Raw genomic sequence first — 20483 nt, 5'->3', positions numbered from 1 at the left:
GAGGGCGCCGACTTCTGCAGCGACGGCGGCATGTTCTGCCTCGAACCCGCCGCCCCCTCGGTTCGCTTCGGGGCCAACCTCGATGCGATCGCGCGCAGCGGGCTGCGCGTGCATCCGATGGTGCTGCGTATCGCGCGCGGCACACCGGGAGCGGCGCGGTGAGCGATCGACAGCCCTTGCTCGACGCGCTGCGCGCCGCGCACCTGCGGCTCGGCCTGGCGGCGGTGGTGGCGGCTGCCGTGGTGCTGACGGTGGTCTCGTTCGTCACGCTGCGCGGCCAGGTCGACCACAACCTGACGCTGGTGGCGCGCTCGATCTCGTACACCGCCGAGGCGGCGACCGTGTTCGGCGACGGCGTGGCCGCCCAGGAAGTGCTGGCGATGGTGGCCGAGCGCGAGCAGTTGCGCAGTGCGCAGATCGTCGACAGCCAGGGCCGCACGCTGGCGGCCTGGGAGGCCCGCAACGACACGCTGGTCGACGCCGCGCTGGCCGACGTGGCGGCATTGCTGTTCGCCCAGGAGGCCGGCGCCCGCATCGTCCACGAAGGGCGGCCGTACGGCGAGGTGCGCGTGCAGGGCCGCGGTGTCGGTTCGCTCGCCTACCTGGTGAAGGTGCTGGCGGCCATCGTGCTGTGCACGGCGGCCAATGCCTGGCTGGTGGCGCGCCTGTCGCGCCGCATCGAGCGCGACATCGTCTGGCCGCTGAACCGCCTGGCCGCGCTGACGCGCACCGCCCGCATCGAGCGCGCGCTGGAGATGCGCGCGCCGGCGGCGACAGTCAAGGAGATCCACGACCTCGGCGAAGACTTCAACGCGCTGCTGGCCGAGATCGAGCAGCGCGAGGCCAGCCTGGTGGCCAAGCACGAGACGCTGCGCACGGCCAACGAGTCGCTGTCATACCTCGCGTTCCACGACAACCTGACGGGTCTGCCCAACCGGGCGAACTTCCTGGCACATGCCACGCGGGTCGCCTGCGCGCCGCGCACGCGGGGCGAGACGGCGGCACTGCTGTTCCTCGACTGCGACCGCTTCAAGGCGGTCAACGATGCGCTCGGCCATGCAGCCGGCGACGAACTGCTGGTGCAGGTGGCACGGCGCATCCGCTCGCAACTGCGCGACGGCGATTTCGTGGCCCGGCTGGGCGGCGACGAGTTCGCCGTGCTTCTCTGCCCGGTGCGTGCGGCGGAGGATGCGCAGCGCATCGCCGCCAAGATCGCCGCGGCGATCCGCACGCCGATCGAGAGTGCCGCCTTCGGCCGCATCGACGCCAGTGCGAGCGTGGGCTTGGCGATGCTGCCCGAGACAGGCGGCGGCCTGGAGCAATGGTTGGCGGCGGCCGACGCCGCGATGTATCGCGCGAAGGCGCGTTCGCGCGGCTCTGTCGAGCTGTTCGAGGCGCGTGTCGACGACCTGCCGCGGCCGATGGCCGCCTAGGAGTGCGAAGTGGGTGCGATCAGGATGGATGTCGGGCGCCGGCTGCTGCTGTCGGGCCTGGCGACGATGCTGCTACCGGGCTGCCAGACCGCTCCGCCGGCGCGTGACAGCCGGGTCGAGAGGGTCGCTGCGCTGCAGCGGCTCGGCTTCGTCGCCGCCGACGACCAGTGGGAACTCAACCTCGGCGTAAAGCTGCTGTTCGAGTCGAACGTCGACGAACTGTCCGACGCCGGCCGCGACGCCGTCGCCGGGGTGGCACGCGGGCTCGGCTCGGTCGGCATCGAACGGGTGATCGTGGAGGGCCACACCGACAACGTCGGCAGCGCACGCCACAACGAGACGCTGTCGCTGCGCAGGGCGCAAACGGTGGCCCTGCGACTCGTGCAGGGTGGCATGAGCGACGCCGCGATCGAGCGGCGCGGCCTGGGCTTCTCCAGACCGGTGGCGGACAACGCCACGCCCGAGGGCCGGGCGCAGAACCGCCGCGTCGTCGTCACCGTGCGGGTCGACTGAGGCCGACCCGGCGCCGCTCAGGCGCTGGCCGGCTTGTAGTAGCGCGCCTCGAGCATCTTGGCGTTGGTCAGGTGCAGCGCCAGCATCAGTTTCTCGGTCCAGGTCAGCGGCTGGATGCGGCCATCGGGCAGCGCCAGCACCGGGCCGAGGATCGGCTCGTCCTCGATGCGGGATTCCTGGTAGGCGCGCACAGGTGTGGTTTCGGTCATCGTCGTCCCCTTGCTTGACTTCACGGCGGGCCGCTGTGGTTGCAGCCACCTTGTAACAGTGTGTAGTCTACGTGGAAAGTTCACGATGACGAAGCGGCGTTACCGATTCGGGGGGCCCCTCAGACGCCCCAGCGCAACGCCGCGGTGTGCACCGGTGCGTCCCACAGTGCCAGCGCCGCGGGTTCGACGGCGCTGACGGTGATCGAGCAGCCGGCCATCTCGAGCGAGGTCACGTAGGAGCCGGTGAGGTGCCGCGCGACCTTCACGCCGGCGCCTCCGAGCACCTTGCGCGCCGCATTGACCATCACGTAGAGCTCGAGCAGCGGCGTGCCGCCGAAACCGTTGACCAGCAATATGACCTCCTGGCCTCGCTTGAGCGACAGGTCCTTGAGGATGGCGCCGGTCAGTTCCTCCGCGATGTCGTCGGCCGTCGTCAGCTTGACGCGGCGCCGGCCCGGCTCGCCGTGGATGCCCACGCCCATCTCCATCTCGTCGATGCCGATCTGGAAGGTCGGCTTGCCGGCGGCCGGCACGGTGCAGGAGGTCAGCGCCACGCCCATCGAGGCGGTCGCCTTGTTGACCGCATCGCCGAGCGCCTTCAGTTCGGCGAGCTTCATGCCCCGCTCGGCCGCCGCGCCGACCATCTTCTCGACGATCAGCGTGCCGGCCACGCCGCGCCGGCCGGTGGTGTAGGTGGAGTTCTCGACGGCCACGTCGTCGTTGACGATGACGGTCGCGTTCTCGCGGTCGAGCATCTCGGCAGCCATCTCGAAGTTCATCATGTCGCCGGAGTAGTTCTTCACGATGAAGAGCACGCCGGCGCCTGCCTCGACCGACTGCGCCGCGGCGAGCATCTGGTCGGGCGTCGGCGAGGTGAACACCTGGCCCGGGCAGGCGGCATCGAGCATGCCCAGGCCGACGAAGCCGGCATGCAGCGGCTCGTGGCCGGAGCCGCCGCCGGAGATCAGTGCGACCTTGCCGGGCGTGATGTTCCGGCGGCGAATGAACTGCCGCTCGGCGCCGAGCGAGACGATGTCGGCATGCGCCGCGGCAAAGCCGTCCAGGCTCTCGGCCAGCACGGTCTCGACGTCGTTGATGAGCTTCTTCATGGCGGGCCTGCCTTGTGGTCAGAGCGTGTCGCAGAGGGTGGAGATGATCAGCGCCATCGAGCGCGAGCCCGGGTCGACATGGCCGAGCGCGCGGTCGCCGAGGAAGGAGGCGCGGCCCTTGAGGGCGTCCATGTTCGCCGTCGCCTGCGCGCTGTCCAGCGCGCATTGGCGGGCGCGGGCGACCAGGCCGTCACCACCCGCAGCGAGCACCTTCTGCACCGGGTCGAGCACGTCCAGCAGCGTCTTCTGGCCGACCTCGACCTTGCCCAGCTTGCCGAGTGCCGCAATGCCGGCAGCCAGTGCACGCGCCACGTCCGCCGATGCGGGCTGCTCCGGCAGTTCCCTGGACAGCGTGACCATCAGCGTGCCGAACACCGGCCCGGACGAGCCGCCGACGGTGGACATGCAGGTCATGCCCATGATCTTCAGCGCCTCGTTCAGGCTCTTCGTCTCCAGTTCGTCCATCTTCGCCTGGATGGCCAGCGCGCCGCGGCGCATGTTCAGGCCGTGGTCGCCGTCGCCGATCGCCGAGTCGAGTTCGGTGAGCTCCTCGACATGGTCGACCAGCACCTGCGTGCAGGCCTGCAGGGTTCGTTTGAGGTCCATCGTCAGACTCCGGGAATGCGTTGGCCGGCGGCGTCGAAGAACAGCGGCGCGCTGAACTCGACCGACACGGCGCGGCCGGGCTCGAGGCCGGCGGTGTCGTGGCAAAGCGTGACCAGCTCGACGTCGCCCCCCAGCGCCACGTGCACATGCGTCTGGTCGCCGAGGTGTTCGATGCGCCGTACCAGCGCCTGCGCGTGGCCGCGGTCGCGACCATTGGCCGGTGCCAGGCGCGTGCCGTCGGGCCGCACGCCGACGGTGGCGGTGGCCGCCGGCGCGGGCAGGTTGCCGATCGCCGCGCGCGGCAGCAGGTTGATGCGCGGCGCGCCCAGGCGCGCGGCGACGTAGCTGCTGACCGGGTCCTGGTAGATCTGCTGCGGCGTGCCGACCTGCACCAGCCGCCCCTTCTCCAGCACGCCGATGCGCGTGGCCAGCGTCATCGCCTCGGTCTGGTCATGGGTGACGTAGAGCAGCGTCGCCCCCAGGTCCTGCTGGATGCGTCTGAGCTCCAGGCGCAGGTCGTTGCGCAGCTTGGCGTCCAGCGACGACAGCGGTTCGTCCATCAGCGTGACCGCCGGCTCGCGCACCAGCGCGCGGCCGATCGCCACCCGCTGCATCTGCCCGCCGGAGAGTTTCGTCGCCGGGTTGGCCAGCTTGTCCTCGATGCGCAGCAGCCTGGCCACCTCGTTGACCTTGCGGCGCACCTCGTCTTCCGGGAGGCGCCGCATCGGCGAGCGCAGGGGGAAGGCGAGGTTGTCGAACACGTTCAGGTGCGGGTAGAGCGAGTACTGCTGGAACACGAAGGTCACGTCGCGCAGCGCCGGCGCCAGCGTGGTCATGTCGTGGCCGCCGATGTGCACCGTGCCGGCGTCGGGCTTCTCCAGCCCGGCGACGAGACGCAGCGTGGTGGTCTTGCCGGCGCCGCTGGGGCCGAGCAGCACGATGAACTCGCCCGAGGCGACCTCGAGGTTCATGTCGGCAATCGCCTGCACCTCGCCGAAGCGCTTGGTGATGTCGGTGAGGACCAGGTCAGCCATGGGCTGCTCCGGCAACGGCCGCGTGCGAGCGCGAGGCACGTGTGGGCGAGGCGGCCTCGTGCCGCACGGTACGCAGCGCGCGGCCGCTCGCCGCGTCGAACAGCGAGACCTGTGTCGCGTCGAAGGCCAGGCCGACCTGGTCGCCGCGCTGTGCCGGCACGTCGGTGCCGACGCGCGCACGAAGCGTCGTGCCCTGCGCGGTCTGGCAGGTGACCACCTGGCTGGTGCCGAGGTACTCGGTGCCCAGCACCTCGGCACGCAACGCAGACTCGGTGCTGAAGCGAACGTGCTCGGGGCGAACGCCGTACAGCAGGCTGGGCCCGGGGGCATCCTCGCGCAGCTCGGGCGCGGCCAGCAGCGCGTCACCCAGCCGCACCTGCCTCGCACCGGCCGTGTAGCCGCCCTCGAAGGGCAGAAAGTTCATCGAGGGTGAGCCGATGAAGTCGGCCACGAACACGCTGGCCGGCCGGTCGTAGACCTCCTGCGGCGCGCCGAGCTGCTCGATCACGCCCTGGTTCATGATCGCGATCGTGTCGGCCATCGACATCGCCTCGAGCTGGTCGTGCGTCACGTAGACCGTCGTCGCCTTCAGCCGGTCGTGCAGGCCGCGCAGCTCCTGGCACATCAGCTCGCGGAACTCGGAGTCGAGCGCGCCGAGCGGTTCGTCCATCATGAACGCCAGTGGCTGGCGAACGATAGCGCGGCCGAGCGCCACGCGCTGCCGGTCGCCGCTGGACAGGCCCGACACCGGCTTGTCGAGCAGGTGCTCGATGCGCAGCACACGCGCCGCCTCGGCCACCTTGGCAGCAATCTCGGCACGTGGCACGCCCTGCGACACCAGCGGAAAGGCGATGTTGCGTCGCACGTTCATGTGCGGGTACAGCGCGAACAGCTGGAACACGAAGGCGATGTCGCGGTGCGAGGCGCGCTTGAAGCTCACATCCTCGCCACCCAGGAAGATCTGCCCGGAAGTCGGCAGCTCCAGCCCGGCGATCATGCGCAGCGTGGTCGTCTTGCCGCAGCCCGAGGGGCCGAGCAGGCAGAAGAACTCGCCGTCCTTCACGGTGAAGCTCGAGTCCTTCACCGCGGTGAAGTCGGCGAAGGCCTTGTGCAGGTTCTGGACGCGGATCTCGGCCATCGTCAATCCGGAAACTTCGAGACGATCGTGAACATCAGGACGCCGGCCAGCGTGGTCACGAACGACCAGGTGAACAGCACCAGCGCGAAGGGCTGCAGCATCATGAAGATGCCCAGCGCGATGACCACGCAGGCAGCCATCTCCAGCGGGCCGCGGCGCAGCCATTTCGGCCAGCGTGAGTTCGGGCTCATTTGCGCACCGCTCCGAAGGTGATGCCGCGCAGCAGGTGCTTGCGCAGCAGCACGGTGAACACCAGGATGGGGATCAGGAACAGCATCGTGCCCGCGGCCACCGCCGGCCAGTCCTGCCCGCCCTCGCCGATGATGATCGGGATGAAGGGCGGCGCGGTCTGCGCGTCGCCGCTGGTCAGCAGCACCGCGAAGGCGTATTCGTTCCAGGCGAAGATCAGGCAGAAGATCGCGGTGGCGACGATGCCGGTGGTGGCCTGCGGCAGCACCACCTTGCGGAAGGCCTGCAGCCGCGTGTAGCCGTCGACCATCGCCGCCTCCTCGTACTCGCGCGGGATCTCGTCGATGAAGCCCTTGAGCAGCCACACCGCCAGCGAGACGTTCACCGCGCTGTACAGCAGGATCATGCCGAGCTTGGTGTCCGACAGGCCGAGCTCCCGGTACATCAGGTAGATCGGGATGGCCACGGCGATCGGCGGCATCATGCGCGTCGACAGGATGAAGAACATCAGGTCGTCCTTGCCCGGCACCTTGAAGCGCGAGAAGGCGTAGGCCGCCATCACGCCGAGGCCGACCGACAGGATCGTCGAGCCGATCGCGATGATCAGCGAGTTGCCGAAGCGCGGCAGGTAGTTCGAGCGGCTGACCACCACCATGCTGTTCTTGCGCGCGATCTGCTCGCAGGCGTCGTCGGGCGGCGGCAGGCTCTTCAGGTATTCCTCGGTCTGCCGCGAGCGCGTCGTGAACAGGTTGCAGTAGCCCTCGATCGAGGGCTGGAAGAACACCTTGGGCGGGTAGCTGATCGAGTCCGGCGGGCTCTTGATGCTGGTCAGCAGGATCCACAGCAGCGGCACCAGCGTGATCAGCGTATACAGCACCACCACGGCCATCGCGATGCGCTTGGAGGTGGCCGTCGGTTCGACGACGGAGTGGGCAGTGCTGATGCCTTGGCTCATCTGTTTTTCACCGCGTTGAGTGCCTTGACGTAGATGTTGGCCAGACCGAACACCGCCACGAACAGGATGATGGCCAGCGCCGATGAGTACCCGGTGCGCCACTTCTCGAAGGCCTCGCGCTTGAGCGTGATCGACACCACCTCGGTGGTCGAGCCTGGCCCGCCGTTGGTCAACAGGTTGACCAGGTCGAACATCTTGAAGTTCTCGATGCCGCGGAACAGCACGGCCAGCATCACGAAGGGAAGCACCATCGGCAGCGTGATGCTCCAGAACTGGCGCCACGTGGACGCGCGGTCGACCTCGGCCGCCTCGTAGATGTAGTCGGGGATGCTGCGCAGCCCGGCCAGGCAGATCAGCATCACGTACGGCGTCCACATCCAGGTGTCGACGATCACGATCGCCCAGGGTGCGAGCTTCACCGAGCCAAGCATCTCGAAGCTCGACGGCGGGAGGCCGGTGAAGAAGCTCACCGCGTAGTTGAACAGGCCGATCTGCGGCTGGTAGAGGAAGGCCCAGAAGTTGCCCACCACTGCCGGGCTCAGCATCATCGGGATCAGGATCAGCGTGGTCCAGAAGCCGTGGCCGCGGAACTTGCGGTCGATCAGGTAGGCCAGCGTGAAGCCGATCAGCGTCTGCAGCGTGATCGTCCAGAACAGGAAATGCGCGGTGGCCTGCATCGGGCCCCAGATGTCGGGGTCGGTGAGGATGCTGACGTAGTGGTCGATGCCCACGCCGAGCACCTCCGCGTTCGGGCGGTTGGCGCGGAAGTTGGTGAAGCTGAGCTTCACCGTCCAGATCAACGGGAAGATGTTGATCGCCAGCAGCAGCAGCATCGTCGGCGCGATGAACAGCCAGGCGATGGCGCGGTCGGACAGGCCGCGCATGCGCCGTGCGAGCGGAGCGGGCGTGGCCTGTGCGGCGCGTTGGATGACGGAGGACATGTGCTTGCTGTGCTGTCGGGGCCGGCTTGCAGGCCGGCCCCGTGGCATCACTTGATCTTCCCGTCTTCCTTGAAGACTTTCTTCCAGTCGGCGACCAACCCGTCGAGTGCCTCCTTCGCCGTGCCCTTGTCGGCAACGACGAAGTCATGCACACGCTTCTGCTCGGCCAGCAGCAGCTGCGCATAGCTCGGCTCGGCCCAGAAGTCGACCACCTGGTCCATCGCGTCGAGGAACTCGGCCGCGAACGGCGCGCTCTTCTTGAAGCCGGGGTCGTTCAGCACCGCCTTGTGGCAGGAGTAGCCGCCCAGCGCCCACCACTTCTTCTGCACGTCCGGCGAGGCGAACCACTTGATGTAGGCCAGCGCCTCGTTTCGGTTCGGCGAGTACGACACCACCGAGATGCCCTGGCCGCCGAGCTGCGAGCCCTTGCCCTTGTCGGACGGGTTGACGAAGAAGCCGATCTTGTCGCCGCCGACGTTCGGGTCCTTGTGCAGGCCCGGGAAGAAGGCGAACCAGTTCATCATCATCGCCACCTGGCCGGACTTGAACGCGTCCAGGCCCTCGCCCATGTAGGAGTTGGTCAGCCCCGGCGGCGTGCAGCACTTGTAGAGCGACTTGTAGAACTCCAGGCCCTTGATCGCGTCCGGCCCGTTGACGAAGCCGTCCATCGCGTACGGCTTCTTCGGGTCCTGGTACTTGAAGCCCATCGGGTGCAGCACGTTGCTCACGCCCATCGTGATGCCCTCCGAGCCGCGCTCGGTGAACAGGTAGGTGCCGTAGACCTTCTTGCCGTCGATCATGCGGCCGGAGAAGAACTCGGCGACCTGCTTGAACTCGGTCCAGGTCTTCGGTGCGGCCAGGTCGCGGTTGTGCTTCTTCTTGAACTCGGCCTGCAGTTCGGGCTTGGCGAACCAGTCCTTGCGATACGTCCAGCCGAGTGCATCGCCCATCGCCGGCAGCGCCCAGTAGTTCGGCGTGCCCTTGGGCCACTCGGCGTAGCCGGTCACGGTGGCCGGCGCGAAGTCGGTGATCTTGATGCCTTCCTTGGCGAAGAAGTCGTTCAGCTTGACGTAGTGGCCGCTTTCGGCCGAGCCGCCGATCCACTGGCTGTCGCCGATGATCAGGTCGCACAGCTTGCCCTTGCTGTTGAGCTCGTTGAGCATGCGGTCGGCGAAGTTCGGCCAGGGCACGAACTCGAACTTCATCTTCACGCCGCTCTTGGCGGTGAAGTCCTTCGACAGTTCCACCAGCGCGTTCGCCGGGTCCCAGGCGGCCCAGCACAGCGTGATGGTCTTGTCCTGTGCCTGCGCGGCGGTGCCGCCCATTCCGAGCAGGGCGGCCACTGCCAGCGTCGACAGCGCCGGCAGCTTCTTCAGCAAAGAGGTCATGAGGGTCTCCTAACGTTTGTTCGATTCACGAGCACACACATCCGACCGCCGTTCAGTGCAGGTTCTCGGCCGTCAGGATCTCGACGCGCGGCTGCACCACGTTGAGTGCCCCGCGCACGTTCTCGCACAGTGCGCGCAGCACGCGCGCGGCGGTGGAGATGCAGTAGTGGATGTCCTGGTGCAGCACGTAGGCGAGGCCGCTGGCGCCGAGCAGCGCGCGGTGTTCGTCGCTGAAGTCGTGCGCGACCACGCCGACCGTGCCGGTCAGCCCCAGGCTCTCGAGCGCCCGCGCCACGCCGGCGCTGCCCGAACCCACGTTGTAGATGCCGGCGATGCGGCCCGGGTCGACGCTCTTGCTGCGCAGGAAGCGCAGCATCGCGCGGCTGGCAGCGGCATCGCCGGGCGGCAGGTCGGGCGTGCGCACGACCTTCAGCTTCGGGAAGCGCTCCTCGACCACCTGCGCGAAGCCGATGCGGCGCTCGATCTCGGCCGACAGGCGCGTCGCCTGCGAACTGAGCAGCAGCGTGTCGCGCGACCCGCCGGCCATGCGGCCCAGCAGCAGCCCGGCGGTGCGGCCGGCGGCGCGGTTGTCGGCGCCGATGTGCGTCTCGCGCATCGAGCCGGCCACGTCACTGAACAGCGTGATCACGTGCACGCCGGTGCGTACCAGCTCGTTGATGGCCAGCTTCACCGGCGGCAGGTCGGGCGCCATCACCGCCACCGCGTCGCAGTCGGCGAGCTGCGCGAGCTCGGTGGCGAACTGGTTGGCGTCGGCGGTCGGCAGCCGGTGCGTCACTTCGGTGATGTGCTGGTGGCGGAACTCGCCCGCCATCTGCGCGATGAGCCGGTCGACCAGCTCGACGAAGGGCGACGATTCGGCCGGCAACACGAAGGCGAAGCGGAAGTTGGCGCCCTGGCGCGGCCGGCCGCGCGGTGGCGGCGAGCCCAGCTCGGCCACCACCTGCAACACCCGCTGCATCGTCTCGGCGTTGACACCGGGTCGTTTGTTCAGCACCCGATCGACCGTGGCCGTGCCGACGCCGGCACGGGCGGCGATGTCGGCGATGGTGGTCGGTGTCGACATGGTGGGCAGGTCGGATGGCTTCAGGTTAGAACCATCAATAAATAAATCAATCAGGGTTTCAAGGGGGTGCAGCATGGTCCTGGGGTTCACCTGCTTGACAACGTTTTCAAGGTGCCTAGCATCACCAGCGTGTGTCCCAAACCAACGAGGAGGAGACGATGTTGAGGCGACTGATCGGTCCTGGCGCGCTGCTGCTGGGTGTGTGGGCGTGCGGCCCGGCGCTGGCCGGAACGACGCTGACGGTGGCGTCCTTCCCCAGCTTCGACGAGGCGGTGAAGGTCGCCATCCCCGAGTTCAAGAAGAAGTTTCCGGACGTCGAGATCAAACTGGTGAGCTTGGCTTACCCCGACCACCACACTGCGATGACGACCGCGCTGGCCACCGGCACCAAGCTGCCTGACGTGATGGCTGTTGAAATCGGTTTCATCGGGCGATTCGCCGAGTCGGGTGGTCTGGAGGACCTCGGCGCGGCGCCATACAGCGCGATGCAGTACCAGAAGCAGTTCGCGCGTTTCACCTATCCGCAGGCGATGAGCGGCCTGGGCAAACTCGCCGCCATCCCGGCCGACATCGGCCCCGGCGCGCTGTTCTATCGCAAGGACCTGCTCGACAAGGCCGGCGTCAGCGAGGCTGACCTGACCAAGTCGTGGGACGGCTTCGTCGACGCGGGCAAGAAGGTCAAGGCCGCCACCGGTGCCTACATGATCGCCAGTGCGGTCGACCTGAAGGACATCTACATCCGCTCCGGCCTGAAGGACGGCGAGGGCATCTACTTCGACAAGGGCGGCAAGGTGCTGGTCGACTCGCCGCGCTTCCAGAAGGCCTTCGAACTGGCCAAGGCGGCGCGTGTCTCGGGCATCGACGCCAAGACCGCAGCGTGGTCGCCCGAGTGGGGCGAGGGCTTCAAGCGCGACCGCATCGCCACGCAGATGATGGGCGCCTGGCTGGGCGGCCACCTGGCCAGCTGGCTGGCGCCGGACACCAAGGGCAACTGGCGCTCGGCGCAGCTGCCGGCCGGTGCGTTCGCGTCCTGGGGCGGCTCGTTCTATGCGATCCCGAAGAAGGCCGAGAACAAGAAGCTGGCCTGGGAGTTCATCAAGTTCATGACGCTGGACAAGGAGCAGCAGTTGCGCGCCTTCCGTGCGCTCGACGCCTTCCCGTCGCTGGTGGCCGCGCAGGACGACGCCTTCGTCGACCAGCCGATCGCCTTCCTCGGCGAGCAGAAGGCGCGCCAGCTGTGGAAGGTCTCTGCCAACAAGATCCCGGCGACCGCCGTGCATCGCCAGGATCCGGTGGCGCAGGAGATCGTCAATGCCGAGCTCGAGAACGTGCTCGAGAAGGGCAAGGACATCAAGCAGGCGCTGGTCGACGCGAAGTCGCAGATCGAGAAGCGCGTGCGGCGCTGATTCCCGACGCACGACGAACGAGGGGCCCCGCGGGGCCCTTCTTCGTTTCCGGAGGGTGTTCAGCACTCGCTGTAGCGGAAGTGATCGAAGTCGGCCACCGCCAGCACGCCACCGAGCGACTGGCAGGCCAGGCCGATGTAGTTGCCGGTGAAGCCGAAGCCGTGCGCCACGTTGTCGCCGTGGAAGTGGGTGGCGTGCTCGTCGGACAGCATCGCCATCGGAATGGCCGGGCCGATGTCCTGCCAGTCGGCGCCGGCCATCCGCCAGGAGAAGCGCAGCGCCGTGCCTTCGAAGCGCACGCGCAGCCCGACCGTGCCGGTGGCGGGCAGGGGCCGCGGCACCGCCGGTTCGCTGGACGCGCCGCGGTTGTTGAGTATCAGCCGCAGCACCCGGCCGCCGAGCACCTCGTCGTGGGTGACGTGCAGGTAGGCGTGGTTGCGCGTGTTGTAGTACGCGACGAGGCCGGCGCACTGCTGGAAGTCGGCCGGCGCGAAGTCGAGCGAGGTCTCGGCCTCGCAGTCGAAGGCCTGCTGGCGCCGCGCGACCAGGCTCTGGTCGAAGGCGGACATCAGCGATTCGCGTCCGACCAGGCGCAGGTGGCCGGGCCGTTCGGTCAGCGACAGCCAGTCGCCGGCCGGCGCGCGCAGCGTGTTCCAGTGCGAGGACAGCACGGGTGAGTCGAAGTGATCCGTCTCGGGTTCGGGGGGGAAGGGCGCGGGCGGCAGCTTCGGCGCCGGCACCGCGCTGCGTGGCAGGTTGTCGCCATGGGCGAGGCGCAACCAGCCGTCGTCTGTCCACTCGAGCTTCTGCAGCGCGGTCTCGCGGCCCAGTGGGCAGTGCAGCGCATCGAGCGAGTAGACCGCAGGCGGCTCGGCCGGCGCGTCGTGCCGCCACTCGACGGGCCGCCCGCACAGGTGCGCGAGGTACCACTCGCCCCGTCCGGTGTCGACGATGCTGGCGTGGCCGGCGCGCTGCAGCCCCGCAGGCGAACTGCCGTGTGCCGTCAGCAGCGGATGGTGCGGGCTGAGTTCGTAGGGGCCGGTGATCGAGCGCGAACGCGCCAGCGTTGCCGCGTGCTCGTAGAAGGTGCCGCCCTCGGCGGTCAGCAGGTAGTACCAGCCGTCGTGCTTGTAGAGGTGCGGGCCTTCGGTCACCGCGAGCGAGGTGCCGAGGAAGATGCGGTGCACCGTGCCGACCAGCCGCTGCGCGCTTCGGTCGTACTCCTGCAGCAGGATGCCGCAGAACGGATGGTGGCCGGGGCGATGGTCCCACTGCATGTTGAGCAGCCAGCTGCGCCCGTCGTCGTCGTGGAACAGCGAAGGGTCGAAGCCGCTGCTGTTCAGGTAGACCGGCTCCGACCAGGGGCCGTCGATGCGCGGCGCGGTGACCAGGTAGTTGTGCGTGTCCTTGTGCGCACCGAGCATGCTGCGCACGTTGGTGTAGATCAGGTGGAACAGCCCGTCGTGCCAGCTCAGGCAGGGTGCCCAGATGCCGCCGGAATCGGGGTTGCCGCGCATCTCGAGCTGGCTGGTGCGCGTCAGCGCGTAGCCGATCGGCCGCCAGTGCACCAGGTCGCGCGAGTGGTGCAGGCGCACGCCGGGCCACCACTCGAAGGTCGAGGTGGCGAGGTAGAAGTCCTCGCCGACACGCAGGATGGACGGGTCGGGATGGAAGCCCGGCAGCACCGGGTTGTGGATCGTCGCAGTGGTCATGATCGTGGCAACGTTTTCATCGGACATCGAAGAAAGCGCGGGCGAAGCCGCGCTCGGTGGACAGGCTGATTCAGGGCTTGAAGCGCACCCAGCGGCCGCCCTTGGCCGAGGAGGCGACGACGGCCTCGATGAAGGCGACGCCATCGATGCCGTCGCGCAGCGTCGGGAAGTGCGCGGCCGGATCCGGCTTCGCGGCCTTCGCACCACCCTTGCGCGCCGCGCGGATGGCCTGCGCGATCTCGCTGTAGATCGTCGCGAAGCCTTCGAGGTAGCCCTCGGGGTGGCCGGACGGGATGCGGGTGACCCGCGCCGCGCTGGCATTGGCCGCGCCGGTGGCGCGCGAGATCACCTGCGTCGGCTGCCCGAACGGCGACCAGTGCAGCTGGTTCGGATGCTCCTGTTTCCACTCGATGCCACCCTTGCTGCCGTAGACGCGGATGCGCAGGTTGTTCTCATTGCCCGGCGCCACCTGGCTGGCCCACAGCAGGCCACGGGCACCGTTGGCGTAGCGCAGCATCACCTGCGCGTTGTCGTCGAGCTTGCGACCCTTCACGAAGCTGCTCAGCTCGGCGCACAGCTGGCTGATCTGCAGCCCGGTGATGTAGGCGGCGAGGTTGTGCGCATGGGTGCCGATGTCGGCGATCGCGCCGCCGATGCCGTTGCGCTTCGGGTCGGCGCGCCACTCGGCCTGCTTCTGGCCGGTGGCTTCCAGCTTCTCGGTCAGCCAGTCCTGCGGGTACTCGACCTGCACGACGCGGATCTCGCCCAGCGCACCCTCGCGCACCATCTGCCGCGCGTGGCGCACCATCGGGTAGCCGGTGTAGTTGTGGGTGACGGCGAAGACCCGCTTCTTCTTCGTGGCCAGCGCGAGCAGCTTCTTCGCGTCCTTGCTGGTCGTGGTCACCGGCTTGTCGCAGATGACGTGGATGCCGGCCTTCAGGAAGGCCTCGGCCACCGGCGCGTGCAGGTGGTTGGGCGTGACGATGGCCACCGCCTCGATGCCGTCGGGCCGCGCGGCCTCGGCCTTGGCCATCGCCTCGTAGTCGCTGTAGATGCGCTCCGGCGCGAGGCCGATGGCCAGCCCCGAGCGCCGTGCCTTCTCCGGCGTGGCCGACAGTGCGCCGGCGACGAACTGATAGTGGTCGTCCAGCCGCGCCGCGATGCGGTGCACCGCACCGATGAATGCGCCTTCGCCACCGCCCACCATGCCCAGGCGGATGCGCGCGGGCATCAGCGCACCGCTGTTCTTCTTGCTGCCTTCGATGGCCATCGTGTGATCCTCAGAGTCCGAGCATGCGCTTGAGTTGCGCGGCGTCGTGCGCGGCGCCGGCGAAGTCGTCGAAGGCCTTCTCCGTCACGCGGATGATGTGGTTGCGGATGAAGGGCGCGCCCTCGGCCGCGCCCTGCTCGGGGTGCTTGAGGCAGCACTCCCACTCGAGCACCGCCCAGCCTTCGTAGCCGTACTGCGCCATCTTCGAGAAGATCGCCTTGAAGTCGACCTGCCCGTCGCCCAGCGAGCGGAAGCGCCCGGCGCGATTGACCCAGGGCTGGTAGCCCGAGTAAACGCCCTGGCGGCCATCGGGCCGGAACTCGGCGTCCTTGATGTGCAGCGCCTTGATGCGCGAGTGATAGATGTCGATGAAGGCCAGGTAGTCGAGCTGCTGCAGCACGAAGTGCGAGGGGTCGTAGTTGATGCAGCAGCGCGGGTGGTTGTCCACGCGCTCCAGGAACATCTCGAAGGTGACGCCGTCGAACAGGTCCTCGCCCGGGTGCAGTTCGAAGCAGACATGGCAGCCGGCGTCCTCGAAGGCGTCGAAGATCGGCCGCCAGCGCTTGGCGAGTTCGTCGAAGGCGGTCTCGACCAGGCCGGCCGGCCGCTGCGGCCACGGGTACAGGTAGGGCCAGGCCAGCGCGCCGGGGAAGCTGACGTTCGACGTGAGCCCGAGGTTCTTCGAGGCCTTCGCCGACAGCAGCATCTGCTGCACGGCCCAGCGCTGCCGCTCGGCCGGCTTGCCCTTCACGGCCGCGGGCGCGAAGGCGTCGAAGGCTTCGTCGTAGGCCGGATGCACGGCGACGAGCTGGCCTTGCAGGTGGGTGCCGAGCTCGGTGATGGTGATGCCGTTGGCGCGGGCGACGCCGGCGAACTCGTCGCAGTAGGTCTTCGACTCGGCGGCCAGCGCCAGGTCGAACAGGCGTGCGTCCCACGAGGGCACCTGCACGCCCTTGAAGCCCAGCGAGGCCGCCCACTTCGTGATCGCTGGCCAGGAGTTGAACGGTGCCACGTCGCCGGCGAACTGCGCCAGGTAGATGCCGGGGCCTTGGATGTTGGTTGCCATCGCGTGTCTCCTTGAAGAGGTGGAAGGTCAGTCGTCGTGGCGCTCCGGGCGCCACACCGCGCCCAGCGCCTTCAGCTTGCGCCAGCTCGACAGCTGCTCGTCGGACAGCGCATCGAGGAAGTCCGACAGCCGCTTGGACTTGACCATCGTGTAGATGGTCAACGCCGTCGTCAGTCCGAACACGAGCGCGAAGATCGCCAGCCGTTGCGACATCGGCGCGTCCGCTTCGGCCAGCAGGTTCATGCCGAGGAAGCCGGTGGTCACGGTGCCGATCAGGCCGAAGATCGTCACCACCGTCAGGCGCACGACGGTGTTGGCCTGCCGGCGCAGGCTGTCGGCGTCGAGGTAGGCGTTCATGTCCTGGATGCGCTCCTTGACCTCGCCGTACAGCGAATCGAGCTTCAGGTGCTCGGCGCACATCTGGAACAGCGCACGCACCTGCGCCTGGTCCGAGATCTCGTGGAACCAGTAGCGGTGCGTGAAGCGCAGGAAGCCCTCGAAGCTGCTGCGGATGGCGCGCTTGAAGCGCTTGACGCTGGCGGGCCGGCGCACGTCCAGGCCCTTCAGCGCCTCGACCAGCCGGTCGCTGAACATCAGCAGCGCCGCCTTCTGGAAATGCGCGATCAGGAACAGCAGGAAATGCTGGTGGCGGAACTGCGCCAGCACGCCACGGTCACGGCAGCCGTAGAAGGGCGACTGCGCCGGGCCGACCACCACCAGCGCATGGCCGCTGCACAGGTAGCGGGTGTTCGGCGCCGCGCCGCCGTCGGCCCAGAAGCGGTCGTAGCAGAAACGCTGCTCGAAGTCGGCCAGGTGCTGCTCGCCGTAGGGCAGGGCGGCGTCGGCCGAGGCCGCGCCGGTGACCAGGCCGAGCCGGATGAAGTCGCCGCGTGCCAGGCTGCGCGGCTCGTCCAGCGCCAGGTAGGCCATCATCGGCATGCGGTAGTACTCGATCTGGCGCACGCGCAGTGCGGCGTCGTGGTCGGCATGGTCGGCCACCAGCGGCGCGAGCACGAAGGCCCAGTGCGAGGCCACGCGCGGCGCGCGATGTTCTGCCACATGGGCGAGGAAGGCGTCGCGGTCCTGCGCGTCGGAGCGCGCCAGCACGCTGCCGTCGGCGCCCAGCCATTCGAGCGCGGACAGGCAGTTCAGCGCGCGGCCCTGCGCGTCCCAGCCGGCCGGGTAGGCGCGGCCGAAGCGGTACAGCACCTCCTGCGCGAGTGCCAGCGGCATGTCGTTGGCCGCGACCTCGACGTTGAGCATCACCACGTCGACATCGAAGAAGAAGTACAGGTCGACGTGCACGATGTCCAGCCGCACCGGCGCATCGCCGGGCCGCGGCGTCACGCGCACCGCGGCGATGTCGTTGCGGCGGAACACGCGCATCGGCGCACCGCTGTCGTCGCGCTCGCTGTCGCGGCCGGCGCGCCCCTCGCCGAACAGGAAGCGCTGCACCACTGGCAGGAAGGAGACGAACTCGTTGTAGTGGCGCTCGTGGAAGCCTTCTCTGTCGCCAGTGAACTCGTCGACCACCTCGCGCCAGGGCGAACGATCGGCCATGTCGCGCAGGTGCTGCCAGGGCGGGGCGTTGTCACCGGCGCCGCGCGCTCGCGGCAGCAGCCGCAGCGGCCACAGCAGCACCTGGCGCAGGTGGCGCACCGTCGCATCGCCCGGGCCGGCAGGCCTCGGTGCAGCGAGCGGTGCGGGTGCGCTACCGATCATCGCTGCAGTGTAGGGCGGGGTGTCAAGGTGTGCCACGGGTGGACAACCCGAGCGCCTGCGCGCCGATGCAGCGGCCCATCGTCGTGCCGTGCTCGATGGCGCTGCGGAAATGGATGCCGGCATACATCCGCGAGGCCGCGGCCTGATCGGCTGCGGCAGCAAAGCTCCTGAAGCGCTGCGGGCCCCAGCCGCGGTCGTTGTGCGCGCGGTCCTCGAAGGCCGTGTCCTTGCCGTAGAAAGACTCGAGCACCGCCGCCGCCGAACCCGACTGCACCGAGTGGCCCGAGGGGTACTCGGGGAAGGGCGGCGTCTCCATCAGCGGCGGCACCCAGTTGGCGTCGAAGGCGAGCTGGATGTAGGTGACCGGGCGCAGCAGGTTGAGCTGGTACTTCAGCTTCCAGGTCGCGACGAAGGCGTCGGACATCGCCATCGTCAAACGCGCGTACTGTTCGGCCGCCTCGGGGAGCCTGGCCTTGCGGTCGCGCAGCAGGTCGGTGAGGATCCAGGCCCAGTGGCCGGCGGGTGTCGGCGTCTTGCCCGGATCGTCGGCCCAGTACAGCGCCACGCGGCGTTGCTCCTCGGTGGGCTGCACGCCGGCGCGTCGCACTTCGTCGGCCTCGCGGTGGAAGGCGGAGCCCGGTGTCTCGTCGTAGGGCGGCGGCCCGGGCGGCGCACAGCGCTGCAGCGCGGCTGACATGAAGAGCCGGTTGTCACCCCAGTTCGGCAGCAGCGGGCGGGCGAAGCGCGGCGGCGTCGGCACCCAGGCGCCGGGGCCGCTGGGTGAGACGTAGGCCGCATCCAGTCGCATGCGCCGCGCTCCGCTCGCATCGTGGCCACCGTCGGTGCGCGCCCAGGTCATCAGCGCCATCGCCAGCAGCTTGCCGTGCGTCTCGGAGCGGATGATGACCTCGGGCGTGCGCTGCGCCGGGTCGAAGTCGGCTGCCTGCGCCACCGGCATGTTGCGCTCCAGCGCCTCGAAGCGCGCCTTCCAGTCGGGTGGCGCGTTGGGCAGCAGCATCTGCGTCAGCGCGGCCATGGTCGCGTTGGCCACCGTCGGCCAGTGCAGCACCTCGTCGGGCTGTGCGGCGGGCAGCGATTCGAGTTCGGCGAGCTGCCCGGCAAAGCTGCGTCGTCCCGGCGTGCCGGCGACGATCGATTCGTACAGACCGAGGCCGAGGTAGGCCAGCGTGCGTGCCGCCGCCGGTGGCGACTGCCCCGGCGTCTGCTGGATCGCCGGCAGCACGACGCGAAACCACTCGGTGGCCACGGCGGCGCTGTAGCGCGAGGCGTCGGGAACGATCGTCTGTTGTACCTGCGCCTGTGCCGTTCCGACCAGCGCGAGCAGCGAGAGCAGTGCGGCTTTCAGGGTTGCCATGGCACCAGCCCCCTCTGCCGATCGAGCAGGTAGTGCGTGTCAGCCGCGACCTCGAACCAGGGGCTGGTCAGTGCCGCATCCCGCGGCTTCGCCCCCGGCCACAGCACGCGCACACGCGCTTTGGTCGCCTCGCCCAGCCCGACGTGCAGGAAACCGACCGTGCCGCTGACATGCCCGCCACCGACCAGCTGCTCCCGCCGCTGCATCCGCCCGCCGGCCTCGACCTCCAGCCAGGCGCCGATCGCGTCGCGGTTGCCGCCGTCCTGGCGCAGCCGCAGCTGCAGCCAGTGGCCGATCGGCTTCGGTGCCGCGGCCGTGCCGGCGCCGACGTTGCGCCACAGCTTCGCACGTTCCCAGCGGTTGACGATCACCACGTCGAGCAGGCCGTCGCTGTTCAGGTCGACCAGCAGCCCGCCGCGGCCGCGCTGGTAGTTGAGCAGGCCGCTGTCTCCCGCCGCCTCGACGTAGCGGCCCTCGGGCGTGCCGAGCAGCAGGTTGCTCGGGTCGAGCAGCGCGAAGTCCGGCATGTTGCCGACGTTGCCCTTGACGACGAAGAGGTCGTGCAGGCCGTCGTTGTTGACGTCGGCGAACTGCGCATGCCAGGCGGTCGACGGGTGCACGTCGCCACCGGCGAAAGGGCGGTGCGCGGTGACGCCCTTGGCGAACGCGATGTCGCGGTACTCGGGCCGCGACGCACCGGCGGTCAGCACCTGCAGCTTGTTGTCGGCCATGCTGGTGAGGTAGTAGGACGGAAAGCCGCTGCCGTCGAGGTCGGCGCTGGCGATGCCCATGCCCCAGATCTGCAACGGCTTCCAGCCCTCGGCCGCCGTGAAGAGGCGCGGCGCGGCGCCGGACGCGACATGCCAGAGCTGCTCCTGCCCGCCCTTGTAGTACTCGCGGTCGTTGGTGATGCGCAGCGATGGCGTTCCGCTGCGATCCCAGTCGGTGAACATCATGCCCAGCGAGCAGTAGGCAGGCTTCAGCGGCAGCGGCGCCTCGAACTTCAGCGCCTCGCCGGCCGCAGGCCGCACGAGCTGGTTGTCGGTGCAACTGCCCCAGGGGAAGTCCTGGCGCGCACGGTCGATGTAGGTGCCGATCGCCAGCGTCGGCCGAGCGTCCTGGCCCAGCCACGCCGCCGCGAAGGCGGTGACCCACTGGTTGCCGCCCTGGAAGCCCCAGCGCTCGTTGGCGCGCTCGAACCTGCAGTCGCCGAGTCCGCGCATCAGCAGCGTCTCGCCGACACGCAGCACGGCGAGATCGAGCCGGCCGTCGCCGTCGAGATCGATCGGGTAGGCGCCCAGCGTGCTGGTCAGCTCCAGCCCGGCGCGCTCCT

The 20483-nt window shown here is 68.9% G+C and carries 20 protein-coding genes; 4 read left to right on the top strand and 16 right to left on the bottom strand.

Going from position 1 to position 20483, the window contains the following annotated elements:
- The 3 genes from AAG801_RS28255 to AAG801_RS28245 form a co-directional block, all read left to right on the top strand.
- Nucleotides 1–162: YfiR family protein (locus AAG801_RS28255; RefSeq protein WP_341891370.1), on the top strand; the 162-nt coding region annotated here is incomplete at its 5' end.
- On the top strand, nucleotides 159–1433 hold the full coding sequence (locus AAG801_RS28250) for a diguanylate cyclase (protein WP_341891368.1): 1275 nt from the start codon (nucleotides 159–161) through the stop codon (nucleotides 1431–1433). The genes AAG801_RS28255 and AAG801_RS28250, both read left to right, overlap by 4 nt.
- Nucleotides 1434–1442: 9 nt before the next feature.
- Nucleotides 1443–1946 carry an OmpA family protein gene (locus AAG801_RS28245; RefSeq protein WP_341891367.1) on the top strand — a complete coding sequence of 168 codons (504 nt, stop codon included), beginning with the start codon at nucleotides 1443–1445 and terminating at the stop codon, nucleotides 1944–1946.
- Between the two features lie 17 nt (nucleotides 1947–1963).
- Here AAG801_RS28245 and AAG801_RS28240 read toward each other — a convergent pair whose 3' ends face one another.
- The 10 genes from AAG801_RS28240 to AAG801_RS28195 form a co-directional block, all read right to left on the bottom strand.
- A complete protein-coding gene (locus AAG801_RS28240) occupies nucleotides 1964–2155 on the bottom strand; it encodes a hypothetical protein (RefSeq protein WP_341891366.1) in 192 nt (63 codons plus the stop codon).
- A 119-nt stretch (nucleotides 2156–2274) separates the two neighbouring features.
- Nucleotides 2275–3264 carry a dihydroxyacetone kinase subunit DhaK gene (gene dhaK, locus AAG801_RS28235; protein WP_341891365.1) on the bottom strand — a complete coding sequence of 330 codons (990 nt, stop codon included), beginning with the start codon at nucleotides 3262–3264 and terminating at the stop codon, nucleotides 2275–2277.
- An 18-nt stretch (nucleotides 3265–3282) separates the two neighbouring features.
- Nucleotides 3283–3870, bottom strand: coding sequence for a dihydroxyacetone kinase subunit DhaL (dhaL, locus tag AAG801_RS28230; RefSeq protein ID WP_341891364.1), 588 nt, complete (start codon nucleotides 3868–3870; stop codon nucleotides 3283–3285).
- A gap of 2 nt (nucleotides 3871–3872) precedes the next feature.
- Nucleotides 3873–4904: an ABC transporter ATP-binding protein gene (locus tag AAG801_RS28225; RefSeq protein ID WP_341891363.1), complete on the bottom strand. Its 1032-nt coding sequence runs from the start codon at nucleotides 4902–4904 to the stop codon at nucleotides 3873–3875.
- Nucleotides 4897–6042 carry an ABC transporter ATP-binding protein gene (locus AAG801_RS28220; RefSeq protein ID WP_341891362.1) on the bottom strand — a complete coding sequence of 382 codons (1146 nt, stop codon included), beginning with the start codon at nucleotides 6040–6042 and terminating at the stop codon, nucleotides 4897–4899. Before AAG801_RS28220 ends, AAG801_RS28225 begins: the two co-directional genes overlap by 8 nt.
- 2 nt (nucleotides 6043–6044) lie before the next feature.
- On the bottom strand, nucleotides 6045–6233 hold the full coding sequence (locus AAG801_RS28215) for a hypothetical protein (RefSeq protein WP_341891361.1): 189 nt from the start codon (nucleotides 6231–6233) through the stop codon (nucleotides 6045–6047).
- Nucleotides 6230–7120 (bottom strand): carbohydrate ABC transporter permease, encoded by an 891-nt coding sequence (locus tag AAG801_RS28210; RefSeq protein WP_341891369.1) that lies wholly within the window; start codon nucleotides 7118–7120, stop codon nucleotides 6230–6232. The genes AAG801_RS28215 and AAG801_RS28210 overlap by 4 nt, the downstream gene beginning before the upstream one ends.
- A gap of 62 nt (nucleotides 7121–7182) precedes the next feature.
- Complete coding sequence (locus tag AAG801_RS28205) at nucleotides 7183–8127, bottom strand: sugar ABC transporter permease (RefSeq protein WP_341891360.1); 945 nt, start codon at nucleotides 8125–8127, stop codon at nucleotides 7183–7185.
- Nucleotides 8128–8174: 47 nt separating this feature from the next.
- Entirely contained in the window at nucleotides 8175–9515 is a 1341-nt protein-coding gene (locus AAG801_RS28200; protein WP_341891359.1) for an extracellular solute-binding protein, read from the bottom strand.
- A 52-nt stretch (nucleotides 9516–9567) separates the two neighbouring features.
- Complete coding sequence (locus tag AAG801_RS28195) at nucleotides 9568–10599, bottom strand: LacI family DNA-binding transcriptional regulator (protein ID WP_341891358.1); 1032 nt, start codon at nucleotides 10597–10599, stop codon at nucleotides 9568–9570.
- 158 nt (nucleotides 10600–10757) lie between these two features.
- Here AAG801_RS28195 and AAG801_RS28190 point away from each other — a divergent pair, with 158 nt between their 5' ends.
- Entirely contained in the window at nucleotides 10758–12005 is a 1248-nt protein-coding gene (locus AAG801_RS28190; protein ID WP_341891357.1) for an extracellular solute-binding protein, read from the top strand.
- Nucleotides 12006–12064: 59 nt separating this feature from the next.
- On the opposite strand, the gene AAG801_RS28185 is transcribed toward AAG801_RS28190, so the two are convergent.
- The 6 genes from AAG801_RS28185 to AAG801_RS28160 all read right to left on the bottom strand — a co-directional run.
- Nucleotides 12065–13717, bottom strand: a complete 1653-nt coding sequence (locus tag AAG801_RS28185; protein ID WP_341891356.1) for a glycoside hydrolase family 43 protein — start codon at nucleotides 13715–13717, stop codon at nucleotides 12065–12067.
- Between the two features lie 70 nt (nucleotides 13718–13787).
- Nucleotides 13788–14987: a Gfo/Idh/MocA family oxidoreductase gene (locus AAG801_RS28180; RefSeq protein ID WP_341891355.1), complete on the bottom strand. Its 1200-nt coding sequence runs from the start codon at nucleotides 14985–14987 to the stop codon at nucleotides 13788–13790.
- A gap of 10 nt (nucleotides 14988–14997) precedes the next feature.
- On the bottom strand, nucleotides 14998–16053 hold the full coding sequence (locus tag AAG801_RS28175) for a sugar phosphate isomerase/epimerase (protein WP_341891354.1): 1056 nt from the start codon (nucleotides 16051–16053) through the stop codon (nucleotides 14998–15000).
- Between the two features lie 27 nt (nucleotides 16054–16080).
- Nucleotides 16081–17775: a hypothetical protein gene (locus AAG801_RS28170; RefSeq protein ID WP_341891353.1), complete on the bottom strand. Its 1695-nt coding sequence runs from the start codon at nucleotides 17773–17775 to the stop codon at nucleotides 16081–16083.
- Between the two features lie 22 nt (nucleotides 17776–17797).
- Nucleotides 17798–19150: a vanadium-dependent haloperoxidase gene (locus AAG801_RS28165; protein WP_341891352.1), complete on the bottom strand. Its 1353-nt coding sequence runs from the start codon at nucleotides 19148–19150 to the stop codon at nucleotides 17798–17800.
- The coding region (locus tag AAG801_RS28160; RefSeq protein WP_341891351.1) for an ASPIC/UnbV domain-containing protein at nucleotides 19138–20483 on the bottom strand (1346 nt) is incomplete at its 5' end. The genes AAG801_RS28160 and AAG801_RS28165, both read right to left, overlap by 13 nt.

The sequence above is a fragment of the Variovorax sp. YR752 genome (assembly GCF_943372545.1).
This window is presented reverse-complemented; position numbering and strand designations above follow the sequence as displayed.

Excerpts from the sequence above, each read along its gene's own strand:
- AAG801_RS28175 (WP_341891354.1), bottom strand. The coding sequence starts at position 16,053 with ATGGCAACCAACATCCAAGGCCCCGGCATCTACCTGGCGCAGTTCGCC.
- AAG801_RS28170 (WP_341891353.1), bottom strand. The coding sequence starts at position 17,775 with ATGATCGGTAGCGCACCCGCACCGCTCGCTGCACCGAGGCCTGCCGGC.
- AAG801_RS28180 (WP_341891355.1), bottom strand. The coding sequence starts at position 14,987 with ATGGCCATCGAAGGCAGCAAGAAGAACAGCGGTGCGCTGATGCCCGCG.
- AAG801_RS28225 (WP_341891363.1), bottom strand. The coding sequence starts at position 4,904 with ATGGCTGACCTGGTCCTCACCGACATCACCAAGCGCTTCGGCGAGGTG.
- AAG801_RS28210 (WP_341891369.1), bottom strand. The coding sequence starts at position 7,120 with ATGGCCGTGGTGGTGCTGTATACGCTGATCACGCTGGTGCCGCTGCTG.
- AAG801_RS28200 (WP_341891359.1), bottom strand. The coding sequence starts at position 9,515 with ATGACCTCTTTGCTGAAGAAGCTGCCGGCGCTGTCGACGCTGGCAGTG.
- AAG801_RS28220 (WP_341891362.1), bottom strand. The coding sequence starts at position 6,042 with ATGGCCGAGATCCGCGTCCAGAACCTGCACAAGGCCTTCGCCGACTTC.
- dhaL (WP_341891364.1), bottom strand. The coding sequence starts at position 3,870 with ATGGACCTCAAACGAACCCTGCAGGCCTGCACGCAGGTGCTGGTCGAC.
- dhaK (WP_341891365.1), bottom strand. The coding sequence starts at position 3,264 with ATGAAGAAGCTCATCAACGACGTCGAGACCGTGCTGGCCGAGAGCCTG.
- AAG801_RS28195 (WP_341891358.1), bottom strand. The coding sequence starts at position 10,599 with ATGTCGACACCGACCACCATCGCCGACATCGCCGCCCGTGCCGGCGTC.
- AAG801_RS28185 (WP_341891356.1), bottom strand. The coding sequence starts at position 13,717 with ATGACCACTGCGACGATCCACAACCCGGTGCTGCCGGGCTTCCATCCC.
- AAG801_RS28190 (WP_341891357.1), top strand. The coding sequence starts at position 10,758 with ATGTTGAGGCGACTGATCGGTCCTGGCGCGCTGCTGCTGGGTGTGTGG.
- AAG801_RS28205 (WP_341891360.1), bottom strand. The coding sequence starts at position 8,127 with ATGTCCTCCGTCATCCAACGCGCCGCACAGGCCACGCCCGCTCCGCTC.
- AAG801_RS28215 (WP_341891361.1), bottom strand. The coding sequence starts at position 6,233 with ATGAGCCCGAACTCACGCTGGCCGAAATGGCTGCGCCGCGGCCCGCTG.
- AAG801_RS28240 (WP_341891366.1), bottom strand. The coding sequence starts at position 2,155 with ATGACCGAAACCACACCTGTGCGCGCCTACCAGGAATCCCGCATCGAG.
- AAG801_RS28165 (WP_341891352.1), bottom strand. The coding sequence starts at position 19,150 with ATGGCAACCCTGAAAGCCGCACTGCTCTCGCTGCTCGCGCTGGTCGGA.